This is a genomic window from Kitasatospora sp. NPDC048407, assembly GCF_043200475.1.
Lineage (GTDB): Bacteria > Actinomycetota > Actinomycetes > Streptomycetales > Streptomycetaceae > Kitasatospora.
This window is the reverse complement of the sequence record NZ_JBICXW010000026.1, coordinates 1-24,452: the sequence shown is the minus strand read 5'-3', so window position 1 is coordinate 24,452 and position 24,452 is coordinate 1. Positions and strand designations below refer to the sequence as shown.

Sequence of the window (24,452 nt, the reverse complement as noted above, 5' to 3'; positions counted from 1 at the left end):
GGGGCGCGCTCGATGCGGGGGCGCGCCCCGTTCGCGGTGCTGGTGGTGACTCTGCTGTCGGCCGGGCTGCTCGGCCTGCTGATGCTCAACACCGCCCTCAACGAGGGCTCGTTCACGATGTCCCGGTTGAAGAAGCAGACCACCGAGGCCACCGACCAGCAGCAGTCCCTCCAGCAGGAGATCGCCGCCCAGTCCGCGCCCGACGCGCTGGAGCAGCGCGCCCGCGAGCTCGGCATGGTCCCCGGCGGCGCCCCGGTCTTCCTCGGCGCCGACGGCAGCGTCACCGGCAAGCCCAAGGCCGCCGAGGACAACCCGCCGGTGCCGCGCAGCAGTTCCGATCCCTGGCAGCGCCCCGGCGGCGCCTCCGGCTCGCCGTCGCCCTCGGCGGCGCCGAGCTCCGGCGACCCGGGCATCGAGCTGGCCCCCGCGCCGCCCGCCAGTGCCCCGGCCGGGGCCCAGCGGTGAGCCGCCCGCCAGGCGACGCCGACCGCCCGCGCCGCACCCCGCCGGCCGGCAGCCGCCCCGCCGCGCCCCGCCGCCGGGTCGGCGAGCCGCGCCGTTCCGCCGACGGCGCCCCGCCGCGCCCGGCCCGTCCGGCCCGCCCGCGGCCGTCCGACGGGGAGCGCCGGCCCGCCGCCCGGCCCCGGCCGCGCCCCGACGTCCGCCGCCCCGCCCCGGGCCGCCGCCCGGCGTCCGTCCCGCGGGCCATCAAGCTGGCCGATCCGAAGCGCCGGCTGCGGCTGGTGACGGTCAGTCTGGGCCTGGTGTTCGCGATCTTCGCGGGCCGGCTGGTACAGCTCCAGCTGCTGGACTCCGACGCGCTGGCGGCCGGCGCGGGCGCCAACAAGTACGTGCGGGTGAAGCTGCCCGCCGAGCGCGGCTCGATCACCGCCGCCGACGGCACCGTGCTGGCCACCACCGTGGACGCGTACGACATCACCGCCGACCCGACCATGTTCACCCCCGAGGCGACCCACCTGCCGGACGCCCCGGAGCAGGCCGCGGGGCTGCTCGCGCCGATCCTCGGCGTGTCGAAGGAGAAGCTGGCGGGCTCGCTGCACCCGAACGCGAAGAACCCGAAGAGCCAGTACGCCCTGCTGACCTCCCGTCAGACCCCGCAGGCCAAGGCGCAGATCGCCGACCTGAAGTCCTCGCTGGCCAGGCAGACCGACACGGCCAACTGCCGGGGCCAGCGCGAACTGCTCGGCAAGCCCGCCGAGAAGGGCGGCCGGCAGTTCCTCGACAACGCCTGCGTGAACCCGCTGGCCGGGGTGTTCTGGGAGCAGTCGACCAAGCGCAGCTACCCGGCGAACGGCCTGGCCGCCAACCTGGTCGGCTTCGTCAACGCCGAGGGCACCGGCACCGGCGGCCTGGAACTCCAGTACCAGCAGCAGCTGGCCGGCGAGGACGGCTACTCCACCTACGCCTCGGCCGGGGGCCGCCGGGTCGCCACCGCCGGCGGCAGCCGGCAGGACGCGGTGCCCGGCAACGACCTGCGGCTGACGGTGAACCCGGACATCCAGTGGGCGGCGCAGCGCGCCATCACCGACCAGGTGTCCAACTCCGGTGCGGAGAAGGGCTATGTGATAGTCCAGGACGTGAAGACCGGTCAGGTGCTGGCGATGGCGTCATCCCCGGGCTTCAACCCGAACGACCTGTCCTCGGCCCGCGCCGACCAGCTCGGCAACCCGGCCCTGCAGGACGCCTACGAGCCGGGCTCCACCGCGAAGCTGATGACCATGGCCGCGGTGCTGGACACCGGCTCGGCGAACTGGGACACCCACGTCACCGTGCCGAACACGCTGCAGCGCTCCGACCGGGTGTTCCACGACGACATCGACCACGAGACCTGGTACCTGACGCTGGCCGGCGTGCTCGCCAAGTCGTCCAACATCGGCACCATCGAGGCCGCCGAACACCTGGGCGCCACCCAGGCCGAGTCCAACAAGGTGCTCGCCGGGTACCTCGACAAGTTCGGCATCGGCAAGCCCACCGGGCTGGGATTCCCCGGGGAGACCCGCGGCATCCTGGCCAAGCCGGAGGACTGGAACGGCTCGCAGCAGTACACCATCCCGTTCGGCCAGGGCCTCTCGGTGAACGCCCTGCAGGCCACCTCGGTGTTCTCCACCATCGCCAACGGCGGCGTACGGGTCGCGCCCAGTCTGCTGGCCGGCACCACCGGCCCGGACGGGCGGTTCACGCCCGCGCCGGCCGGGGCGCAGAGCCGGGTGGTGACGGAAGCGACCGCGAAGACGCTGACCGAGATGCTGGAGTCCGTCGTCACCGACGAGCAGGGCACCGGCAACAAGGCGCAGATCCCGGGCTACCGGGTGGCCGGAAAGACCGGCACCGCCGACCGGGTGGACCCGAAGACCGGCAAGTACTCCGGGTACACCGCCTCCTTCATCGGCTTCGCGCCCGCCGACCAGCCCCGGGTGACGGTCTCCTGCGTCATCCAGCACCCGGTCAACGGGCACTTCGGCGGGCAGCTGTGCGGGCCCGTGTTCAAGCAGGTGATGGAGTTCACCCTCAAGACCCTCCAGGTTCCGCCGAGCGGCAGCGAGGCGCCGAACCTGCCCGTCGACTGGAAGCCCTGAGATGAGCGACACCCCCGACACTTCGCGGCGCGCCGAGCGCGATGTGAGCAGCGTCACGACCGGGGCCCGGTTTGGCCCAGGGGGGCATGGGGCCGATAGCCTTCCGGCCGTGCCGAAATCCGATCAAATCTCCGCGAGTCCCCCTCGTCCGAGCCGCGCCGCGGCGCTGCCCCTCGCCGAGGCGGCCCGGCTGCTCGGGCTGCCGCCCGTTGACGGGCCCGCCGTCACCGGCATCACCCACGACTCCCGGGCGGTGCGTCCGGGCGACGTGTACGTCGCCTTCCCCGGCGCCAACCACCACGGTGCGGCGTTCGCCGCCGGTGCGGTGGCGTCCGGCGCGGTCGCGGTGCTCACCGACGCCGCCGGCGCGGAGCTGGCCGCCGGCGCGGGCGTGCCGCTGCTGGTGGTGGACAGCCCGCGAGCGGTGATGGGCGAGCTCGCCGCGGCGGTCTACGGGGCCGCCGCCGAGCGGATGCTGATGATCGGCCTGACCGGCACCAACGGCAAGACCACCACCTCGTACCTGGTCGAGGGCGGCCTGCGCGGGGCCGGCCGGCTGCCCGGCGTGATCGGCACCGTCGAGATGCGGGTCGGCACCGAGCGGATCAAGTCCGAGCGCACCACCCCCGAGGCCACCGACCTGCACGCGGTGCTCGCCGTGATGAACGAGTCCGGCGCCGACTCGGTGGTCATGGAGGTCTCCAGCCACGCGCTGGTGTACGGCCGCACCGACGGCGTGGCCTACGACGTCGCGCTGTTCAACAACCTGACGCCGGAACACCTCGACTTCCACCCCGACATGGAGGACTACTACCGGGCCAAGGCCCGGCTGTTCGAGCCCGGCAAGGCCCGGCTCGGCGTCGCCAACCGCGACGACTCCTACGGCCGCCGGCTGGCCGGCGAGGCCCGGATCCCGATGGTGACGTTCTCCGCCGCGGGCGACCCGGCAGCCGACTGGCGCGCCGTCGACGTCCAGCTCGGCCCGGCCGGCTCCACCTTCACCGTGCTCGGCCCGGACGGCGCCCGCGCCGAGGCCTCGGTGCCGCTCCCCGGCCCGTTCAACGTCGCCAACGCGCTCGGCGCGATCACCGCGCTGGTCACCGCCGGCATCGAGCTGGACGCCGCGGTCGCCGGGGTGGCCCAGGTCCCGGGCGTGCCCGGCCGGCTGGAGAAGGTCGACGCCGGGCAGGCGTACGTCGCCGTGGTCGACTACGCGCACAAGCCGGACGCGCTCAGCGCCGTGCTCGCCTCGCTGCGCGAGGTCACCAAGGGCCGGCTGCACGTCGTCGTCGGCTGCGGCGGCGACCGCGACCCGTACAAGCGCGCCCCGATGGGGGCGATCGCCGCCCGGCTCGCCGACACCGCCGTCCTCACCAGCGACAACCCGCGTTCCGAGGACGCGCTGGCGATCCTCGCCACCATGCTGAGCGGCGCCGCCGAGGTGCCCGAGGACGAGCGCGCCGAGGTGCTCGCCGTCCCCGACCGCGCCGAGGCGATCGCGCTGGCCGTCGCCCGGGCGCACGCCGGGGACACCGTCCTCGTGGCGGGCAAGGGCCACGAGCTCGGGCAGTACGTGAAGGGCGAGGTCCGCCCGTTCGACGACCGCGAGGTACTGCGGGTCGCGATGGAGCAGTTGATGGAGGCAGACCGGTGATCGCACTTTCCCTGGCCGAGGCCGCGAAGGCGGTCGACGGCACCCTGGACGCGGCCGACCCGGACGCGCTGATCACCGGTGCGGTGGTCACCGACAACCGGAAGATCGAGCCCGGCGGCCTGTTCGTGTGCGTGCTCGGCGAACGCGTCGACGGCCACGACTTCGCCGCCAAGGCGGTCGCCGACGGCGCGGTCGCGGTGCTCGCGACCCGCCCGGTCGGCGTGCCCGCGATCCTGGTCGACGACGTGGTCGTCGCGCTCGGCCGGCTCGCCCGCGCCGTGGTCGCCCGCGCCACCGAGGTGCGGATCGTGGCGCTCACCGGCTCGGCCGGCAAGACCTCCACCAAGGACCTGATCGGTCAACTGCTGGCCAAGCACGGCGAGACGGTCTTCCCGGCGGGCTCGCACAACAACGAGATCGGCCACCCGCTGACCGCCCTCCAGGTCGCCCCGACCACCCGTCACCTGGTGATGGAGATGGGCGCCCGGCACAAGGGCGACATCGAGTACCTGACCGGCATCACCCCGCCCACCGTCGGCCTGGTGCTGAACATCGGCACCGCGCACGTCGGCGAGTTCGGCTCCAAGGAGGGCATCGCCGAGGCCAAGGGCGAGATGGTGGAGGCGCTGTCGGCCGACGGCGTCGCCGTGCTGAACGCCGACGACCCGCTGGTGCGTGCCATGAGCAGCCGCACCAAGGCCCGCGTCGTGCTGTTCGGCGAATCCTCGGACGCACACATCCGTGCCACCGATGTTCGCCTGGACGCCACCGGGCGGCCACAGTTCACGCTCAGCACCCCGGCCGGTTCCGCACCCGTGCAGCTGCGCCTGTACGGTGAGCACCACGTCTCGAACGCCCTCGCCGCCGCTGCGGTGGCGGTGGAGCTCGGGATGCCCGTCGACCGCGTCGCCGAGGCACTCGGCGAAGCCGGTGCGCTGTCCCGTTGGCGCATGGAGGTGGTCGACCGGGCCGATGGCCTGACCGTCGTCAACGACGCCTACAACGCGAACCCGGAGTCCATGCGGGCCGCGCTGCGGGCACTGGCGACGATGGCGGGCAAGGGCCCGGAGCGCCGCCGCACCTGGGCGGTGCTCGGTGAGATGCGGGAGCTCGGCGAGGACAGCTTCGACGAGCACGACGCCATCGGACGGCTCGCCGTCCGGCTCGACATCACCAAGCTGGTGGCGGTCGGCGGACGCGAGGCGGCCCGGATGGAACTGGGCGCGAGAAACGAAGGTTCGTGGGGTGAGGAGTCGGTGCTGGTGTCCGACGCGGACGCGGCGATCGAGCTGCTGCGCAGTCAGGTGCGGCCGGGGGACGTGGTCCTGGTGAAGGCATCCCGTTCGGTCGGCCTCGAGAAGGTCGCCGAGGCACTGCTCGCGGACGGTGCCGCGAAGTGAAGCAGATCCTCTTTTCCGGCCTGATCGGCCTGGTGCTGACGCTGCTCGGCACCCCCGCCCTGATCAAGCTGCTCGCCCGGCACGGGTACGGCCAGTACATCCGTGACGACGGCCCCAAGGCGCACCACAGCAAGAAGGGCACGCCCACCATGGGCGGCATCGCCTTCATCCTGGCCACCCTGATCGCCTACTTCGCGACCAAGGCGATAACGGGCGAGTCGCCCACTGCCTCCGGCCTGCTGGTGCTGTTCCTGACCACCGGCCTGGGCCTGGTCGGCTTCCTGGACGACTACATCAAGGTGGTCAAGCGCCGTTCGCTGGGCCTGCGGGCCAAGGCGAAGCTGCTCGGCCAGTCCTTCGTGGCGCTCGCCTTCGCCATCCTGGCGCTCCAGTTCAGCGACAGCCGCGGCCTGACCCCGGCGTCCACGCACCTGTCGTTCGCGCAGGACTTCAAGTGGGCCGTCGGCCCGGTGCTGTTCGTCCTCTTCGCCTACTTCATGATCGCCGCGATGTCGAACGGCGTGAACCTGACGGACGGTCTGGACGGCCTCGCCACCGGCGCCTCGGTGATGGTCTTCGGCGCCTACACCTTCATCGGCCTGTGGGAGCACACCCAGAACTGCGCCTACGCGATCAAGGCCACCGCGTCCTGCTTCGAGGTCCGCGACCCGCTGGACCTCGCCGTGGTCGCCGCCGCCCTGATGGGCTCCTGCTTCGGCTTCCTGTGGTGGAACACCTCGCCCGCGAAGATCTTCATGGGTGACACCGGCTCGCTCGCCCTCGGCGGCGCCCTGGCCGGTCTGGCCATCGTCTCCCGCACCGAGCTGCTGCTCGCCGTCCTCGGCGGCCTGTTCGTGATCATCACCCTTTCGGTGATCATCCAGGTCGGCTCGTTCCGGATGACCGGCAAGCGCGTTTTCAAGATGGCGCCACTCCAGCACCACTTCGAACTCAAGGGCTGGAGCGAAGTCCTGATCGTGGTCCGGTTCTGGATCATCCAGGGCCTGTGCGTCGCCGTCGGACTCGGACTCTTCTACGCGGGATGGGTGACCGGATGATCAACCCGGAGTGGGCCGGCCTGCCGGTCGTCGTCGCGGGACTCGGCCTCTCCGGGGTCAGCGCCGCCCGAGTCCTGCACGGGCTCGGCGCGCACGTCACCGTCGTGGACGGCGGCACCGGCCCCGCGCTGGACGCCAAGGCCGCCGCCCTCACCGAACAGGGCATCGCCGTCCGCCTCGGCGACGGCACCACCCTGCCCGAGGGCACCCGGCTGATCGTCACCTCGCCGGGCTGGGCCCCCGACAGCCCGCTGTTCGGCGCCGCCGAGCAGGCCGGCGTCCCGGTCTGGGGCGACGTCGAACTCGCGTGGCGGCTGCGCACCCCGCACCCCGCCACCGGCGAGCCGGCCCCCTGGCTGGCCGTCACCGGCACCAACGGCAAGACCACCACCGTCCAGATGCTGGCGTCCATCCTCACCGCCGCCGGCAAGCGCACCGCCGCCGTCGGCAACGTGGGTGTCTCGGTGCTGGACGCGGTCCTCGCCGAGGAGCCCTACGACGTCCTCGCCGTCGAACTCTCCAGCTACCAGCTGCACTGGGCGCCCTCGCTGCGCGTCCACTCCGGCGCGGTGCTCAACCTGGCCCCCGACCACCTCGACTGGCACGGCTCGATGGAGGCCTACGCCGCCGACAAGGGCCGGATCTACCAGGGCAACCAGGTCGCCTGCGTCTACAACCTCGCCGACCCCGCCACCGAGGCACTGGTCCGCGAGGCCGACGTCGAGGAGGGCTGCCGCGCGATCGGCTTCGGCCTCGACGCCCCCAGCATCTCCAACCTCGGCGTCGTGGACGGCCTGCTGGTCGACCGCGCCTTCGTCCCCGACCGGGACCGTGCCGCCGCGGAGATCGGCGCCGTCGCCGACATCCACCCGCCGGCGCCGCACAACATCGCCAACGCGCTCGCCGCCGCCGCGCTCGCCCGGGCGTACGGCGTGGACGCCAAGGCCGTCCGCGACGGGCTGCGCGCCTTCCGGCCCGACGCCCACCGCATCGCGCACGTCGCCGAGGTCGACGGCGTGACCTACGTGGACGACTCCAAGGCCACCAACACCCACGCGACGGCCGCCTCGCTGGCCGCCTACCGCCCCGTGGTGTGGATCGCCGGCGGCCTCGCCAAGGGCGCGACGTTCGACCAGCTGGTCGCCGACGCGGCCCCCCGGCTGCGGGCCGCCGTGCTGATCGGCCAGGACCGGCAGCTGATCCGCGAGGCGCTGGCGCGACACGCCCCGGAAGTCCCGGTGTTCGAACCCGCGCCCGGGAAGACTGGCGCCGAGGCGATGGCCGAGATCGTCCGCGTGGCGGCCGCCGCCGCGCAGAAGGGCGACACCGTCCTGCTCGCACCCGCCTGCGCGTCGATGGACATGTTCACCAACTACGGTGAGCGCGGGGACATGTTCGCGGCGGCCGTTCGAAGCATGTAGGCAGGCGAGCGCGAAAACAGGGGCGCGGGGAACTGCGCCGAGCGGAAGGCACCCGTCAGCAAGATCGCGATGCAGGACAATGGCTTGCACGTGATCGCGACCTGGCGGACGGGCTTCGCGCTTGTCGCGCAGTTCCCCGCGCCCCTGATTTCGCGCCCGCCCGCCAGCTCCACCCGCCCTGTAGGCGCCCCCGACGACGAGGAGACGGACGTGCCGCCCAGCGAGAAGCAGCCGCGTCTGCGACTGGTCTCGGCGACCACGACCACCTTCAAGTCGGCCGGTCCGGTGGCGCGGGTGCGCGCAGCGCGTGAGCGGTTCGGGTACTTGATGGCCCGTCCGTTGACGCCCTATTACCTGATCCTGGGTTCGGCGGCGCTGCTGGTGGTGCTCGGGCTGGTGATGGTGTTCTCCGCCTCGCAGAGCGTGGTGGTGGACTTCGGGCTGCCGATGACGTTCTTCTTCCGCAAGCAGCTGATCGCCCTGCTGCTGGGCGGGGCGATCGCCGTCGCGCTCACCCGGGCACCGGTGAAGGTGCTGCGCACCGCCGTGTACCCGCTGCTGTTCGGGGTGGTGGCCGCGCTGGTGCTGGTGGCGATCCCGGGCATCGGGGTGCGGATCAACGGCAACCGGAACTGGATCAGCCTGGGCTTCTTCCAGATCCAGCCGTCCGAGTTCGCCAAACTCGCGCTGCTGCTGTGGGCGGCCGACCTGCTGGCCCGCAAGCAGCGCACCCACATGCTCAACCAGTGGAAGCACCTGCTGATCCCGCTGGTGCCCGGCACCGTCGTGCTGATGATGCTGATCATGCTGGGCGGCGACATGGGCACCACGATGGTGCTGGTCGCGATGCTGTTCGGCCTGCTCTGGATGGTCGGCGCGCCGCTGCGGCTGTTCGCGGCCACCCTGGGCATCGCGGTGGTCGCGTGCACCGCGCTGATCATCACGGTGCCGCACCGCCTGGGCCGGCTGGCCTGCGTCGGCGTCACCAAGCCGGACCCCAACCTGGACTGCTTCCAGGCGCTGCACGGACTGTACGCGCTGGCCGCCGGCGGGCCGTTCGGATCCGGACTGGGTGCGGGCGTCGAGAAATGGGGGCAACTCCCGGAGGCGCACACCGACTTCATCTTCGCGGCGACCGGCGAGGAGCTCGGCCTGGTGGGGACGCTGTCCGTGCTCGCGCTCTTCGCGGCACTAGGCTACGCGGGTATCCGTGTGGCTCTCAGCACCACGGACCCGTTCGTCCGGTACGCGGCGGGCGCCGCCACCACGTGGATCATGGCTCAGGCCGTGGTCAACCTGGGGTCGGCGCTGGGACTCCTGCCCATCGCGGGCGTCCCGCTGCCGCTGTTCTCGTACGGTGGTTCCGCGATGCTGTCGGCCATGTGCGCCATCGGGCTGCTGCTGTGCTTCGCGCGCAGCACCCCGGCGGCGAAGGCAGCGCTGGCTGCCCGGCCCCGCCGATGGCGTAAAGGGGCCAACTCCCGGTTCGGGTCCGTCCTGGACCGGGTGGTGCCAGGTAGGAAAACCACAGCGCGGAAGGCCCCCGGGCCAACGCGCAGGGAGCGGTGAATTTCGGTGCATGTCGTACTCGCCGGCGGCGGGACCGCCGGCCACATCGAGCCGGCCATGGCGCTCGCGGACGCGCTGCGCAGGCACGACCCGTCCGTCGGAATCACCGCCCTCGGCACCGAGCGCGGCCTGGAGACCCGGCTGGTCCCGGAGCGCGGCTACGAGCTGGCGCTGATCCCGGCGGTGCCGCTGCCCCGTAAGCCCACCCCCGAGCTGATCACCGTCCCGGGCCGGCTGCGCGGCACCGTGCGGGCCGCCCAGGAGGTCATCGAGCGGGTCAACGCCGACGCGGTGGTCGGCTTCGGCGGCTACGTGGCGATGCCCGCCTACCTGGCCGCCAAGCGCGCCGGGGTGCCGATCGTGGTGCACGAGGCGAACGCCCGTCCGGGCCTGGCCAACAAGATCGGCGCCCGCTACAGCGACTTCGTGGCGGTCTCCACCCCGGACTCCAAGCTGCGCGACTCCCGCTACATCGGCATCCCGCTGCGCCGCACCATCGCCACCCTGGACCGCGGCACGGTGCGCGCGGAGGCCCGGCACTACTTCGGCCTGGACCAGCGACTGCCCACCCTGCTGGTGTCCGGCGGCTCGCAGGGTGCCCGCCGGCTGAACGAGACGGTGCAGGCGATCGCGCCCCGGCTCCAGCAGTACGGCGTGCAGATCCTGCACGCGGTCGGCCCGAAGAACGAGCTGCCGACCATCGACGACATCCCGGGCATGCCGCCGTACCGAGCGGTGCCGTACGTGGACCGGATGGACCTGGCGTACGCGGCGGCCGACATGATGCTCTGCCGGGCCGGCGCGATGACGGTGGCCGAGCTGGCCGCGGTCGGCCTGCCGGCCGCGTTCGTGCCGCTGCCGATCGGCAACGGCGAGCAGCGGCTGAACGCCCAGCCGATGGTGAAGGCCGGCGGCGGCCTGCTGGTGGACGACGCCGACCTGACCACGGACTGGGTCCTGAAGAACGTGCTGCCGGTGCTCACCGACCCGGCGAAGCTGTGGGAGATGTCTCGCTCCGCCGCCGAGTTCGGCCGCCGGGACGCCGACGACCTGCTGGTGCAGATGGTGTACGAGGCGATCGAGGCCGGCCGCGGCGGCCGCCGCCGTGGCTGACGAGGACTACGAGGAGGAGTTCGGGGAGGACGGCGACGAGGCCCGTCCGCCCCGGCTCCGACTGTCCCGCAGGGGCGTGCTGGTGCTGGCGGTGCTCGGCGCCCTGGTGCTCGGCGCGCTCGGCTGGACGGTGTTCTTCTCCTCCGCGCTGGAGGTCCGCCGGGTGGCCGTGCAGGGCCTGGACTCCGGTAAGTTGAGCCAGGACGAGGTGGAGCGGGCGCTCGGCTCCACCGCCCGCGGCCCGCTGGCCCGGGTGGACCTGGGCCGGGCCGAGCAACTGGTGGGCAAGGTGCCCCGGGTGGCCCGGGTCGAGGTGTGGCGCGGCTGGCCGCACACGCTGCGGGTGAAGGTGACGGAGCGTCAACCGGTGGCGGCGATCCGTGCCGAGGACGGCCGGTTCGTCCAGGTCGACGCGCTGGGTGTGGAATTCGCCACCGAGCCGCAGCCGCCGAGCGGCGTACCGCTGGTGGCGCTCGAACTCGGCCAGCCGGCCAACGACGCACTGGCCGTCATCGACCGCCCCACGCTGGTCCGTTCGGCGATCACGGTGGCCGCCGGCCTCCCGTCGGAGGTGGCGAAGCAGGCCGGTTCGCTCACGGTCTATTCGTACGACGACATCCGCCTCCAACTCGCCTCCGGCGCAACGGTTCGCTGGGGCAGCGCGGAGGACACCGCCCGCAAGGCACGGGTGTTGACGGCCCTGCTCGGCCGGAAGGCGTCGAATTACGACGTGAGTGCGCCGGATGCCCCGGCGGTGTCCGGCTGATCCGGTAAGTTCATTGCCCGGGGGAGGTATTGACGGAGCCGAGGCTCCGGTCCGACCCTTGGTGGTCACCCCGGTTTCACCGGGGGGTCGATGATCACATAGGCTCAAAAGAAAAAGGGAAGCTCGGCGTGTTCGTTGGAACACGCGTTGGTTGCGACCTACTGTCCTGTGTCAACGAGCTGTGCTTGACAACGAACTGACACCGGCACAGCGATAACCCTCAACCTCAAGTTTAGGGTTCGGGTTGGAACCACGTGCTTCCCACCCATCGACATCCGTCGGCCTTCGTATCCAGGGGAGCCGACCCGGAAATTCGAGGCGAGAGGCCCCGACGTGGCAGCACCCCAGAATTACCTCGCGGTCATCAAGGTCGTCGGCATCGGTGGCGGAGGCGTCAACGCCATCAACCGGATGATCGAGGTCGGGCTCAAGGGCGTCGAGTTCATCGCGATCAACACCGATGCGCAGGCCCTCCTGATGAGCGACGCCGACGTGAAGCTCGACGTCGGCCGTGAGCTCACCCGCGGCCTCGGCGCCGGCGCCAACCCGGAGGTCGGCCGGAAGGCCGCGGAGGACCACCGCGAGGAGATCGAGGAGGTCCTCAAGGGGGCCGACATGGTCTTCGTGACGGCCGGCGAGGGCGGCGGCACCGGCACCGGCGGCGCGCCCGTGGTGGCCAACATCGCCCGCTCGCTCGGCGCGCTGACCATCGGTGTGGTCACCCGCCCGTTCACCTTCGAGGGCCGCCGTCGCGCCAACCAGGCGGAGGACGGCATCGCCTCCCTGCGCGAGCAGGTCGACACCCTGATCGTGATCCCCAACGACCGGCTGCTGTCGATCTCCGACCGCCAGGTCTCGGTGCTGGACGCGTTCCGCTCCGCCGACCAGGTGCTGCTCTCCGGTGTCCAGGGCATCACCGACCTGATCACCACCCCCGGTCTGATCAACCTGGACTTCGCCGACGTCAAGTCGGTGATGTCGGACGCCGGTTCGGCGCTGATGGGGATCGGCTCGGCGCGCGGCGAGGACCGCGCCAAGGCCGCCGCCGTGATGGCGATCTCCTCGCCGCTGCTGGAGGCCTCGATCGACGGCGCCCGCGGTGTGCTGCTGTCCATCTCCGGCGGCTCCGACCTCGGCCTGTTCGAGATCAACGAGGCGGCCCAGCTGGTCAGCGAGGCCGCCCACCCCGAGGCGAACATCATCTTCGGTGCGGTCATCGACGACGCGCTCGGCGACGAGGTCCGGGTCACCGTGATCGCGGCCGGCTTCGACGGCGGGCAGCCGCCGGCCATCGTCCGCGAGCCGGTGGTCAAGTCGGCCTCCAGCTCGGCGTCGAGCAGCAGCTCCCCGGCCGCCCCGGAGCGTCCGGCCACCCGCCCGTCCTACGGTTCGATCGGTTCGGTCACCCGCTCCGACGAGCCGACCCGTCCGTCCGAGGCCCCGGTGCCGGTGACCACCGCCGCGCCGGTGCCGCCGCAGGTGCAGCCGGTGCGCCAGCCGTACGTCGAGAGCCCCGCCGAGGAGCTCGACGTGCCGGACTTCCTGAAGTGATCCAAACGGCCTTTCGCAACGGTGCTCACTTCGCCTCCACCACCCGGTGGGGCGGGGTGAGCACCGCGCCGTACGGGGAGCTCAACCTCGGCGGTGCGGTGGGCGACTCGCCCGAAGCCGTAGTGCAGAACCGTTTCTTCGCAGCCCGCGACCTGGGACTGGATCCGGCCGATGTGGTCTGGATGAACCAGGTGCACGGCGCCGACGTCGCGGTGGTGACGGACCGCCAGCCCGCCGGGTACGCCCCGACGGTGGACGCGGTGGTCACCGACCGTCCGCTGGCCCTCGCGGTGCTCACCGCCGACTGCGTGCCGGTGCTGCTGGCCGACCCCGAGGCCGGCGTGACCGGCGCGGCGCACGCGGGGCGACCGGGCCTGGCGGCCGGGGTCGTGCCCGCGGTGGTCGCCGCGATGCGTGAACTCGGGGCCCGCCCCGAGCGGATCCTCGCCGCCACCGGCCCCGCCGTGTGCGGCCGTTGCTACGAAGTGCCGGAGGCGATGCGCGCCGAGGTGGCCGCGCTCGTCCCGGCCGCCCGGTCGGAAACCTCCTGGGGCACTCCCGCCCTGGACGTGCCGGCCGGCGTCGCCGCCCAACTCGCCGAGGCGGGCGTGCGCGATGTGGTGCGATCTTCTGTCTGCACCATGGAATCCCCGGACCACTACTCCTACCGTCGGGAGCAGCGGACCGGCCGACTCGCAAGCTACGTCTGGCTGGGGCCTGCACTCTCATGACGAACGACATCTTCGGTCCGTTCCCCGGTGGCGCCGACTTCGCGGCCGCCCTGACGGACGCTCAGCGCGACCGCTTCGACCAACTCGGTGCCAACCTCGACGTGGTCGAGCGGCGGATCGCCGACGCCTGCGCCGCGGCCGGGCGCCCGCGCGAGGAGGTCACCCTGATCGTGGTGACCAAGACCTACCCCGCCGAGGACACCGCGCTGCTCGCCGGACTCGGCGTCACCGACGTTGCGGAGAACCGCGACCAGGACGCCGCCCCGAAGGCCGAACGCTGCGTCAACCTCCCGTTGACCTGGCACTTCGTCGGCCAGCTGCAGACCAACAAGGCCCGTTCGGTGGTCCGTTACGCCGATCTGGTGCATTCGGTGGACCGCGACCGTCTGGTCGACTCGCTCGCCGCGGCCGTCCGCAACGCCGAACGGCCGCCGCTGGGCTGCCTGGTGCAGGTCGCTCTTGACAAGGAGTCGGGCGAGGGCGAGCACCGTGCGGGCGTGGCGCCCGCCGACGTGCTCGCGCTGGCCGGGAAGATCGCCGACACGCCCGGGCTGCGAATGGACGGTGTGATGACGGTCGCACCGCTCGCGGGCCCCTTGGCGGGCGACCCCGCGCGCTCCTTCGCGCGCCTTGCGGAAATCGCAAGCGCCGTACGCGCCGAGCATCCGACTGCCACGATGGTTTCGGCAGGGATGAGCGGAGATTTGGAGCAGGCGATCGCCGCCGGAGCGACACATGTACGCGTCGGTACGGCGGTACTCGGAGTGCGGTCACCGCTCGGGTAACGTCACCGAGTAAGTAGATCAGACTGCAGGACAAAATAGGACAGAACCTAGCAGATGATCAGTCTGCTGGGCAACCGTGGATCGCATCCGAGCGCACACCTCCGCGGTCTGACGGACCGTCGGCCTGACCGGCCGTGACCATCACGGCGTCCGCAGGTGAACGGTGGGCGCATGAGCGGAGGAGACAGCAGCATGGCCGGCGCGATGCGCAAAATGGCGGTCTATCTCGGCCTGGTCGAGGACGAGACCTACGACAGCCAGGGGTACGACCCCGACGACGACTACGACACGGACCCGGAGCCGATCCGCACCGGTCGCACCGAGGACCTGCGGGCCGCGGCCCCCGCCGCGGCGGCCGCCGCGCAGCCGGCGCCCGTGGCCCAGATCGCGCCCCAGCCGGTGCCCGCCGCGGTGCCGATCCGTCAGGAGCAGCCGCGCATGGCTCCCGTGTCGTCCATCACATCCGAGCGCCACCGCAACCTGGAGAAGAGCACCCCGGTGATCATGCCCAAGGTCGTCAACGAACGAGAGCCCTACCGCATCACCACGCTGCACCCCCGGACCTACAACGAGGCCCGTACGATCGGGGAGCAGTTCCGTGGCGGCACGCCCGTGATCATGAATTTGACCGAGATGGACGACACGGATGCCAAGCGGCTCGTAGACTTCGCGGCTGGACTGGTCTTCGGTCTGCACGGCAGTATCGAGCGCGTGACACAGAAGGTGTTCCTCCTGTCGCCTGCTAACGTCGATGTCACGGCGGAGGACAAGGCTCGGATCGCCGAGGGTGGGTTCTTCAACCAGAGCTGACCCGGCCACGACTTTCTGTGTGGATCAGTTTGACAGTGCGTCACTGACGGACTGCCGGTCAGGGAGAGGGAGAAGTGATGGGAATCTTCGGTTCGGTGCTCTATTGGGTGCTGACCGTGTTCCTACTGATCCTGCTCTTCAGGCTGGTGATGGACTGGGTGTTCCAGTTCGCTCGATCGTGGCGTCCTGGGAAGGCCATGGTCGTGGTGCTGGAGGCCACGTACACTGTCACGGATCCGCCACTCAAGCTTCTTCGGCGATTCATCCCGCCGTTGCGTCTCGGGGGCGTGGCGCTCGACCTGTCCTTCTTCGTACTGATGATCATTGTGTATGTCCTGATCTCGCTCGTGCAGCGCCTGTCGTTCTGAACGATGCGACAGGATGCCGGTCCGACGATCACGTTGAGGTGAAGAGATGCCATTGACCCCCGAGGACGTTCGGAACAAGCAGTTCACGACCGTCCGGCTGCGCGAAGGCTATGACGAGGACGAGGTCGATGCCTTCCTCGACGAGGTCGAAGCCGAGCTGACCCGCCTGCTGCGCGAGAACGAGGACCTGCGCGCCAAGCTGGCGGCCGCCACCCGTGCTGCCGCGCAGAACCAGGCGAACATGCGCAAGGAGCAGCAGGCTCCGCAGGACGGCGGACGCCCCGGCGCTCCCGTGCCCGCCGCCATATCCGGCCCCCCGGTGCCCGGCCAGCAGCAGGGCCCCGGTCCGCAGCAGCTCGGTGGCCCGCAGCAGCTCGCCGGCCCCCAGCAGGGGATGGGCAACCAGCCGCTCGGCCTGCCGTCCGGCGCGCCGCAGCTGCCTGCCGGTCAGGGCGGCCCGATGGGCGGTCCGATGGGCAACCCGATGCAGCAGCAGCAGATGGGCCAGACCATGGGCGGCCAGCAGCAGCTGGTCCAGCCGATGGGCGGTCAGATGCTGCAGCCGATGGGCAACCCGATGCAGCAGCAGATGGGTCAGACCATGGGCGGCCAGCAGCTCGGTGGGCAGCAGCTCGGTGGGCAGCAGCTCCAGCCGATGGGTGGCCAGCAGCTGCAGCCGATGGGTGGCCCGATGGGCAACCCGATGCAGCAGCAGCAGGGTCCCGGTGGCGACAGCGCCGCCCGGGTGCTCGCGCTCGCCCAGCAGACCGCCGACCAGGCCATCTCCGAGGCCCGTTCCGAGGCCAACAAGATTGTCGGCGAGGCCCGCAGCCGCGCCGAGGGTCTGGAGCGCGACGCCCGTGCCAAGGCCGACGCGCTGGAGCGGGACGCGCAGGAGAAGCACCGCGTCGCGATGGGCTCGCTGGAGTCCGCCCGCGCCACGCTGGAGCGCAAGGTCGAGGACCTGCGTGCCTTCGAGCGCGAGTACCGCACGCGACTGAAGTCCTACCTGGAGACCCAGCTGCGTCAGCTGGAGTCGCAGGCGGACGACTCGCTCGCCCCGCCGCGGATCCCCGCCACCGCGTCGCTGCCGCCGGCTGCGTCGTCGATGGCGCCCGCCGGTGCCGGCGCGATGTCCTCCTCGGCACCGTCGTTCGGGTCCACCCCGTCCTTCGGCGGCAACCAGTCCTTCGGTGGCAGCTCCTTCGGCAGCTCGGCCGGCACCCCGTCGTTCGGTGGCGCCTCCGCGAGCTCCAACGGGGCGATGGCGCCGGCGGGCATGACCCAGCCGATGGCGGCCGTGCGGCCGCAGCCTCCGCAGCCGATGCAGCAGGCTCCCGCTCCGATGCGAGGGTTCCTGATCGACGAGGACGGCGACAACTAGCGGTCCCGCAACGCGTAATCGAAAGGGCGCCCTTGGCCACGACGGCCGGGGGCGCCCTTCGCGTTTGCGTGTGGAGTCGGTGGGGCGGGCGCACAGAGATCCGCCCGGGGACGGGAGTTCGGTCCTCGGGCGGATATTGCGGTTCGTGCGAGGTCGCTCGCGCGAGCGGGTGGGTGCGAGAAGGGGCGCTGGGGGTACCCCCAGCGCCCCTGACTGCTAGGCCCGTCGCAGCGTGAACTCCAGCGAGAGATTCTCGTCGGAGAAGCGGGGGGCGTCGGGGTCGGTGATGGTGAGGCCGAGGGACTCGGCCAGGACCTCGGCGGCGACCAGGGACTGGTGCTCGGTCAGCGCGGCGAGGGTGTCCTCGTCGGTGGTGGCGAGCTGGAGGTGGATGCGGTCGGCGACGTCGAGGCCGGAGTTCTTGCGGGCCTCCTGGATCTGGCGGATCGCGTCGCGGACCACGCCGAGGCGCTTGAGCTCGGGGGTGATCGCCAGGTCGAGGGCGACGGTCGCGCCGGACTCGTTGGCGACGGCCCAACCCTCGCGCGGGGTCTCGGTGATGACGACCTCGTCGGGGGAGAGGGCCACCGTCTCGCCGTTCAGTTCGACCGAGGTCTCGCCGGTGGCGCGCAGCTCCGCGGCGAGGCGGGCGGCGTCGGCCGCGGCGACGGCCTTGGCGACGTCCTGGACGCCCTTGCCGAAACGCTTGCCGAGGGCACGGAAGTTGGCCTTGGCGGAGGTGTCGACGAGGGAGCCGCCGACCGCGGCGAGGGACTCCAGGACGGAGACGTTGAGCTCTTCGGCGATCTGGGCGCGCAGGTCGGCGGGGAGTTCCTCCCAGCCCTGGGCGGCGATCAGCGCGCGGGACAGCGGCTGACGGGTCTTGACGCCGCTCTCGGCGCGGGTGGCGCGGCCGAGTTCGACCAGGCGGCGGACCAGTGCCATGTGCTTGGAGAGCTCGGTGTCGATGAGCGTCTCGTCGGCGACCGGCCAGCTGCTGAGGTGGACGGAGAGCGGGGCGTCCGGGGTGACCGGGACGACCAGGTCCTGCCAGACCCGCTCGGTGATGAACGGGGTCAGCGGGGCCATCAGGCGGGTGACGGTCTCCAGCGCCTCGTGCAGGGTGGCGAGCGCGGCGGCGTCGCCCTGCCAGAAGCGGCGGCGGCCGCGGCGGACGTACCAGTTGGAGAGGTCGTCGACGAAGCCGGACAGCAGCTTGCCGGCCCGCTGGGTGTCGTACGCCTCGTAGGAGGCGTCCACCTCGCGCACCAGGGTGTGCAGTTCGGAGAGCACCCAGCGGTCGAGCTGCGGGCGCTCGGCGGCGGACGGGTCGTTGGCCGACGGGGCCCAGCCGGCGGTGCGGGCGTACAGGGCCTGGAAGGCGACGGTGTTCCAGTAGGTGAGGAGGGTCTTGCGGACCACCTCCTGGATCGTTCCGTGGCCGACCCGGCGGGCCGACCAGGGGGAGCCGCCGGCGGCCATGAACCAGCGGATCGCGTCGGCGCCGTGCTGGTCCATCAGCGGGATCGGCTGGAGGATGTTGCCCAGGTGCTTGGACATCTTGCGGCCGTCCTCGGCCAGGATGTGGCCCAGGCAGACGACGTTCTCGTAGCTGTTCTTGTCGAACACCAGGGTGCCGACGGCCATCAGCGTGTAGAACCAGCCGCGGGTCTGGTCGATCGCCTCGGAGATGAACTGCGCCGGGTAGCGCTGCTCGAACAGCTCCTTGTTGCGGTACGGGTAGCCGTACTGCGCGAACGGCATGGAGCCCGAGTCGTACCAGGCGTCGATCACCTCGGGCACCCGGACCGCGGTGGTGGAGCACTGCGGGCAGGGGAAGGTGACCTCGTCGATGAACGGGCGGTGCGGGTCGAGGGCCGACTGGTCGGTGCCGGTCAGCTCGGAGAGCTGGGCGAGCGAGCCGACGCAGGTCAGGTGGTCGTCCGCGCAGCGCCAGATCGGCAGCGGGGTGCCCCAGTAGCGGTTGCGGGACAGCGCCCAGTCGATGTTGTTGTTCAGCCAGTCGCCGAAGCGGCCGTGCTTGACCGTCTCCGGGTACCAGTTGGTGGCCTCGTTCTCACGGATCATCGCGTCCTTGACGGCGGTGGTCCGGATGTACCAGGACGGCTGCGCGTAGTACAGCAGCGCGGTGTGGCAGCGCCAGCAGTGCGGGTAGCTGTGCTCGTACGGGAGGTGACGGAACAGCAGGTCGCGGGCCTTCAGGTCGGCGACCAGGGTTTCGTCGGCCTTCTTGAAGAACACGCCGCCGACCAGCGGGACGTCCGCGGCGAAGGTGCCGTCGGTCTCCACCGGGTTGACCACGGGAAGGCCGTAGCGGCGGCAGGTCGCGAGGTCGTCGGCGCCGAAGGCGGGCGACTGGTGGACGATGCCGGTGCCGTCCTCGGTGGTGACGTAGTCGGCCGTCAGCACGTAGTGGGCGTCCGGGATCTCGACCAGCTCGAACGGGCGCTGGTAGGCCCAGCGCTCCATCTCGGCACCGGTGAAGGACTCGCCGGTGGTCTCCCAGCCTTCGCCGAGGGCCTTGGCGACCAGCGGTTCGGCGACCACCAGGCGCTCGTTGCCGTCGGTGGCGACCACGTAGGTCACCTCCGGGTGGACGGCTGCGGCGGTGTTGGAGACCAGGGTCCACGGGGTGGTGGTCCACACCAGCAGGGCGGCGTTGCCGGCCAGCGGGCCGGAGGTGAGCGGGAAGCGCACGAACACCGACGGGTCGACCACGGTCTCGTAGCCCTGGGCCAGCTCGTGGTCCGAGAGGCCGGTGCCGCAGCGCGGGCACCACGGGGCGACGCGGTGGTCCTGGACCAGCAGGCCCTTGTCGAAGATCTGCTGGAGCGACCACCAGACCGACTCGATGTAGGACGGGTCCATGGTGCGGTAGGCCTGGTCCATGTCGACCCAGTAGCCCATCCGCTCGGTGAGCTCTGCGAACGCGTCGGTGTACTGGGTGACCGACTCGCGGCACTTGGCGTTGAACTCGGCGATGCCGTACTTCTCGATGTCCGGCTTGCCGGAGAAGCCCAGCTCCTTCTCCACCGCGAGCTCCACCGGCAGGCCGTGGCAGTCCCAGCCGGCCTTGCGGGCCACGTGGTAGCCCTTCATGGTGCGGTAGCGCGGGAAGACGTCCTTGAAGACGCGGGCCTCGATGTGGTGGGCGCCCGGCATGCCGTTGGCGGTGGGCGGGCCCTCGTAGAACACCCACTCGGGGCGGCCCTCGGACTGCTCCAGGCTGCGCTGGAAGACCTTCTGGTCACGCCAGAAGGAAAGGATCTGGTGTTCGAGCACGGGCAGGTCGACCTGCGCGGGCACGGTGTTGTAGGTGGGCGACATGGGGTGCGTCTACCTCCGGCGGATGCGTGGACTGGCTCCGACGGAGGGACGAGACGGCGAGCCGCCCCGCGGTACCACCCTCCTTGACCGCGCGCGCTGCGGCCCTCTCTTTGGGTTTGCTGCCGGGTCTAGTAGGCCCGGTGAACCGGGCCGTTCTTCCGGCGGCTCCGGGGTGATCTTCCCGCCGTGCACACCCCCGGGCTCGCACCGTCCCCGGGTCGCTCATGGCTGCGTACGTCGGTACTCGTCCCATCTGCGCCTTGCACGGCCCAGTGTATCGGCCTCCGCAAGCCGTTTCGCGCACCCGTGAGCCGGGTCCCGGGTGGTTAGCCGGAGGCGTTCTGGGCACAACTTTGTGCAGCGCCGGGACAGGCGGAGGCTGGGCGGGTGGGATCGAAGAAACGCTTCGGTATGTCCCGTTGTGGGGCGATTCGATGAGGTTTATCGTTCCGGGACCGGCAAGATCGTCGGGAACCGACGCATCTGATCATTCGTGAATGAGGTCGAAAGCCATGGCTGAGAAGGCGACAGGAACCGTGACCGCGAGGTCGCGCAAGGCCGTGGCGAGCGACCCAGGGGAGGGGACCGTGAGTACTGCGCGGCGAAAGACCGGTACCACCGGACACACCGCAGCCAGCAGCCGCACCCACGCGCCGGCCGGCTCCGGCGCGCGCGGCGCCGAGGCGGTGGACCCGGCCGAGCTGCCGGTCCGGCCCGGCGAAGAGCCGTGGACGGCCGCCGAAGTCGCCGAACTGCACGACGAACTGGCGGCCGACCTGCTGCGGCTGCGCTCCGAGATCGAGGCCTCCGAGGCCGCCATCGCCGGCCTGATGCGGGACTCCAACGACGGGGCGGGCGACGACCAGGTCGACGCCGGCACCAAGAACATCAACCGGGAGAGCGAGCTCTCGCTCGCCAACAACGCGCGCGACAGCCTCGCCCAGACCGAACGCGCGCTGGGCCGCCTCGAAGGCACCGGCTTCGGCCTGTGCGAGTCCTGCGGCCAGCCGGTCGGCAAGGCCCGACTGCAGGCCTTCCCGCGCGCCACCCTCTGCGTCAGCTGCAAGGCGAAGCAGGAGCGCCGCTGACCGTCGTCGCGACCCCAGGCCGTCCTGCACGCTGCACATTGTCGTACAGGGCGGCCAACGGGCCTACGGGTGTCGTACCCTCGTCCCCGTAACGACGACCGGCTTTTCCCACGGCAGCGGAGCGGATCATCAGTACGCCAGATTCCCACCAGACCCAGGACGACGCCGTCCCCACCTCTGCCACCGGGGCGGGTGACCGGGTGAGCTCCGCCGCGCCCGAGGAACGCCGGGGCGAGGGTGGCGCGACTGCCGCCGACGGGGCACGTGCGGTGGTTCGCCGGCGTCGGATCAGCGTGCTGTTGGTCGTCGCGCTGCTCGTTTATCTGATCGACCTCGGCTCCAAGCTGCTGGTCGTCGCCAACCTGGAGGACCGCACCGCGCCGATCCGGGTGATCGGCGACTGGATGACCCTCCAGGTGATCCGCAACGGCGGCGCCGCGTTCGGCATGGGCGAGGCGCTGACCGTGCTGTTCACCGCCATCGCCACCGGCGTCATCGTGGTGATCTGGCGGATCGCCCGCCGCCTGTACAGCCTGCCCTGGGCGATCGCCCTCGGCCTGCTGCTCGGCGGGGCGTTCGGCAACCTCACCGACCGGCTGTTCCGCTCGCCGTCCGTGTTCCGCGGCCACGTGGTCGACTTCATCTCGGTCCAGCACTTCGCGGTCTTCAACCTCGCGGACTCGGCGATCGTGTGCGGCGGGATCCTGGTGGTGCTGCTGTCGTTCCGCGGCTCCAACCCGGACGGGACCACGCACGGGGCGCCGACCTCGGAGAAGTCCGACGGCGAGGGCGAGGACGGGGAGTCCAAGGCCTGACTTCGGGCTTGCGGGGCGTTGAGGGCCCCACTGGCGGGAGAGGGGCCCGTGCGGGTCGGGCATACTCGGGTGGGTGAGTATCGCAGCGCAGACCCGTAGCCTCCCCGTACCCGACGGCCTGGAGGGCGAGCGGCTGGACGCCGCCCTGGCCCGGATGTTCGGGTTCTCCCGCACCAAGGCCGCCGAGCTCGCCGCCGAGGGCAAGGTCACCCTGGATGGCGCGGTCGCCGGGAAGTCGGACCGGGTCACCGCCGGATCCTGGCTGGAGGTCGAGATCCCCGCTCCCGCCGCGCCGGTGCAGATCGTCGCCGAAGCCGTCGAAGGCATGCGGATCATTCATGATGATGATCATGTCGTCGTCATCGACAAGCCCGTCGGCGTCGCCGCGCACCCCAGCCCCGGCTGGACCGGCCCGACCGTGATCGGCGGACTGGCCGCCGCCGGCTACCGGATCTCCACCTCCGGCGCCGCCGAGCGCCAGGGCGTCGTGCACCGCCTCGACGTCGGCACCTCCGGGATCATGGTGGTCGCCAAGTCCGAGCGCGCCTACACCGACCTGAAGCGGCAGTTCCACGACCGGGTCACCGAGAAGAAGTACAACGCGCTCGTCCAGGGCCACCCCGACCCGATGTCCGGCACGGTGGACGCGCCGATCGGCCGGCACCCCAGCAGTGACTGGAAGTGGGCGGTCACCCGCGACGGCAAGCCGTCGGTCACGCACTACGACCTGATCGAGGCGTACCGGGCCGCCTCCCTGCTCGACATCAAGCTGGAAACCGGCCGCACCCACCAGATCCGGGTCCACATGTCCGCGCTGCGCCACCCCTGCGTCGGCGACCTCACCTACGGTGCGGACCCGACGCTCGCCAAGCGGCTCGGCCTGACCCGGCAGTGGCTGCACGCCGTCTCGCTCGGCTTCGAACACCCCGAGGACGGGCGCTGGGTCGAGTTCACCTCCGCCTACCCCGACGACCTGCAGCACGCGCTGGACGTCATCGCGGCGGAGAGCTGAGATGGCCGTCGTCATCCGGGTCGCGGTCGGGGAGGACGACCTCGCGGCGGTTTGGGCGGTGCGGCGGGCGGTGTTCGTCGAGGAGCAGGAGATTCCTGCCGAGCTGGAGTACGACGAATACGACGCGACGTCGGTGCATGTGCTGGCGGTCGGGGAGGACGGCGCTGCGCTGGGCACTGCGCGGCTGATCTGTGGCGCGGAGGCGCTGGGCCTCACCGGCGGGATCCAGGACAGGGTGCTGCTCGGGCGGCTTGCTGTGGTGCAGGCTGCTCGGGGTACCGGCTTGGGGGCTGGGCTGGTGCGGGCCGTTGAGGAGTTGGGTCGGGAGCGCGGCGCGAAGGAGCTCGAGCTTCACGCGCAGGTGCAGGCGCTGGGCTTCTACGAGCGGCTCGGGTATGCGGCTGAGGGGGCCGAGTACGACGATGCCGGGATTCCGCATCGGACGATGACGCGGGTGCTGTAGGTCGGTGGGTTGGTGGGTCGGTGAGCGGTAGGTGATGAGGGGCTGCGGTCGAGGGTGGACCGCGGTCCCTCGTTGTTTTTGGCGCCTTTGGGGCGGCGGGGTGGGGTGTGCCGGGGTGCGAGGGGCGCGGTGCGGGTGGGGGGTGGTTGGGGTTCTTTGCCCCGCCCGCCCACCCGTGACTCGTCTGCGGAGGGGGGAGGGCGGGGAGAGGGGCGGGCGGGGTGTGAGGGGCGCGGTGCGGGTGGGGGGTGGTTGGGGTTGTGCGCCCGCCCGCCCACCCGTGACCCGGCTGCGTAGGGGGTGGGAGAGGGGCGTGGGTGGGGGCGTGGTGCGGGTGGGGGGTGGTTGGGGTTGTTCGCCCGCCCGCCCACCCGTGACTCGTCTGCGGAGGGGAGGGCGGGGAGAGTGGCGGGCGGGGTGTGAGGGGTGCTGTGCGGGTGGGGGGTTGGGGTTCTTTTGGGCGCCCCCCCCCCCCCCCCACCCCCCACCCCACCCCCCCCGGGGTGGGGGTGGGGTGGG

At 71.6% G+C, this 24,452-nt stretch carries 20 protein-coding genes; 19 read left to right on the top strand and 1 reads right to left on the bottom strand.

From position 1 onward, the window contains the following. Positions 1 to 12 precede the first annotated feature (12 nt). From ACGFWJ_RS31840 to ACGFWJ_RS31770, 15 genes are all read left to right on the top strand, one after another. Complete coding sequence (locus ACGFWJ_RS31840) at positions 13 to 465, top strand: septum formation initiator family protein (RefSeq protein ID WP_387643777.1); 453 nt, start codon at positions 13 to 15, stop codon at positions 463 to 465. Further along, on the top strand, positions 462 to 2,597 hold the full coding sequence (locus ACGFWJ_RS31835) for a peptidoglycan D,D-transpeptidase FtsI family protein (RefSeq protein ID WP_392955650.1): 2,136 nt from the start codon (positions 462 to 464) through the stop codon (positions 2,595 to 2,597). Before ACGFWJ_RS31840 ends, ACGFWJ_RS31835 begins: the two co-directional genes overlap by 4 nt. Position 2,598: 1 nt before the next feature. Further along, entirely contained in the window at positions 2,599 to 4,251 is a 1,653-nt protein-coding gene (locus ACGFWJ_RS31830; protein WP_392955648.1) for a UDP-N-acetylmuramoyl-L-alanyl-D-glutamate--2,6-diaminopimelate ligase, read from the top strand. After that, positions 4,248 to 5,651: a UDP-N-acetylmuramoyl-tripeptide--D-alanyl-D-alanine ligase gene (gene murF, locus ACGFWJ_RS31825; RefSeq protein ID WP_392955646.1), complete on the top strand. Its 1,404-nt coding sequence runs from the start codon at positions 4,248 to 4,250 to the stop codon at positions 5,649 to 5,651. Before ACGFWJ_RS31830 ends, murF begins: the two co-directional genes overlap by 4 nt. After that, positions 5,648 to 6,709: a phospho-N-acetylmuramoyl-pentapeptide-transferase gene (gene mraY, locus ACGFWJ_RS31820; protein WP_392955644.1), complete on the top strand. Its 1,062-nt coding sequence runs from the start codon at positions 5,648 to 5,650 to the stop codon at positions 6,707 to 6,709. The genes murF and mraY overlap by 4 nt, the downstream gene beginning before the upstream one ends. Then, entirely contained in the window at positions 6,694 to 8,130 is a 1,437-nt protein-coding gene (gene murD, locus ACGFWJ_RS31815; RefSeq protein WP_392955642.1) for a UDP-N-acetylmuramoyl-L-alanine--D-glutamate ligase, read from the top strand. The genes mraY and murD overlap by 16 nt, the downstream gene beginning before the upstream one ends. Before the next feature lie 327 nt (positions 8,131 to 8,457). Beyond that, positions 8,458 to 9,699 (top strand): putative lipid II flippase FtsW, encoded by a 1,242-nt coding sequence (gene ftsW / locus ACGFWJ_RS31810; protein ID WP_392955733.1) that lies wholly within the window; start codon positions 8,458 to 8,460, stop codon positions 9,697 to 9,699. 6 nt (positions 9,700 to 9,705) lie between these two features. Continuing rightward, entirely contained in the window at positions 9,706 to 10,812 is a 1,107-nt protein-coding gene (gene murG, locus ACGFWJ_RS31805) for an undecaprenyldiphospho-muramoylpentapeptide beta-N-acetylglucosaminyltransferase (protein WP_387643796.1), read from the top strand. Continuing rightward, positions 10,805 to 11,578: a cell division protein FtsQ/DivIB gene (locus ACGFWJ_RS31800; RefSeq protein WP_387861134.1), complete on the top strand. Its 774-nt coding sequence runs from the start codon at positions 10,805 to 10,807 to the stop codon at positions 11,576 to 11,578. Before murG ends, ACGFWJ_RS31800 begins: the two co-directional genes overlap by 8 nt. A 333-nt stretch (positions 11,579 to 11,911) precedes the next feature. Next, the gene (gene ftsZ / locus ACGFWJ_RS31795) at positions 11,912 to 13,129 is read left to right on the top strand and encodes a cell division protein FtsZ (RefSeq protein WP_387643802.1); all 1,218 of its coding nucleotides are present in this window, start codon (positions 11,912 to 11,914) and stop codon (positions 13,127 to 13,129) included. Beyond that, positions 13,126 to 13,860 (top strand): peptidoglycan editing factor PgeF, encoded by a 735-nt coding sequence (gene pgeF / locus ACGFWJ_RS31790; protein ID WP_392955639.1) that lies wholly within the window; start codon positions 13,126 to 13,128, stop codon positions 13,858 to 13,860. The genes ftsZ and pgeF overlap by 4 nt, the downstream gene beginning before the upstream one ends. After that, complete coding sequence (locus ACGFWJ_RS31785; protein ID WP_392955637.1) at positions 13,857 to 14,645, top strand: YggS family pyridoxal phosphate-dependent enzyme; 789 nt, start codon at positions 13,857 to 13,859, stop codon at positions 14,643 to 14,645. The genes pgeF and ACGFWJ_RS31785 overlap by 4 nt, the downstream gene beginning before the upstream one ends. 192 nt (positions 14,646 to 14,837) lie before the next feature. Next, positions 14,838 to 15,455, top strand: a complete 618-nt coding sequence (locus ACGFWJ_RS31780; protein WP_387643811.1) for a cell division protein SepF — start codon at positions 14,838 to 14,840, stop codon at positions 15,453 to 15,455. Between the two features lie 77 nt (positions 15,456 to 15,532). Next, positions 15,533 to 15,823: a YggT family protein gene (locus ACGFWJ_RS31775; protein ID WP_033216891.1), complete on the top strand. Its 291-nt coding sequence runs from the start codon at positions 15,533 to 15,535 to the stop codon at positions 15,821 to 15,823. Between the two features lie 46 nt (positions 15,824 to 15,869). Then, positions 15,870 to 17,207, top strand: coding sequence for a DivIVA domain-containing protein (locus ACGFWJ_RS31770; RefSeq protein WP_387643813.1), 1,338 nt, complete (start codon positions 15,870 to 15,872; stop codon positions 17,205 to 17,207). 216 nt (positions 17,208 to 17,423) lie between these two features. On the opposite strand, the gene ileS is transcribed toward ACGFWJ_RS31770, so the two are convergent. Then, positions 17,424 to 20,555: an isoleucine--tRNA ligase gene (gene ileS / locus ACGFWJ_RS31765; protein WP_392955634.1), complete on the bottom strand. Its 3,132-nt coding sequence runs from the start codon at positions 20,553 to 20,555 to the stop codon at positions 17,424 to 17,426. 587 nt (positions 20,556 to 21,142) lie between these two features. Between ileS and ACGFWJ_RS31760 the strand changes: the two genes are divergently transcribed. The 4 genes from ACGFWJ_RS31760 (at position 21,143) to ACGFWJ_RS31745 (ending at position 23,933) form a co-directional block, all read left to right on the top strand. Beyond that, positions 21,143 to 21,643, top strand: coding sequence for a TraR/DksA family transcriptional regulator (locus ACGFWJ_RS31760; RefSeq protein WP_387643818.1), 501 nt, complete (start codon positions 21,143 to 21,145; stop codon positions 21,641 to 21,643). 125 nt (positions 21,644 to 21,768) lie between these two features. Beyond that, positions 21,769 to 22,458 (top strand): signal peptidase II, encoded by a 690-nt coding sequence (gene lspA / locus ACGFWJ_RS31755; protein ID WP_392955731.1) that lies wholly within the window; start codon positions 21,769 to 21,771, stop codon positions 22,456 to 22,458. A 73-nt stretch (positions 22,459 to 22,531) separates the two neighbouring features. Continuing rightward, complete coding sequence (locus ACGFWJ_RS31750) at positions 22,532 to 23,470, top strand: RluA family pseudouridine synthase (protein ID WP_387643821.1); 939 nt, start codon at positions 22,532 to 22,534, stop codon at positions 23,468 to 23,470. A gap of 1 nt (position 23,471) precedes the next feature. Next, positions 23,472 to 23,933 carry a GNAT family N-acetyltransferase gene (locus tag ACGFWJ_RS31745; protein WP_392955631.1) on the top strand — a complete coding sequence of 154 codons (462 nt, stop codon included), beginning with the start codon at positions 23,472 to 23,474 and terminating at the stop codon, positions 23,931 to 23,933. Positions 23,934 to 24,452 lie beyond the last annotated feature (519 nt).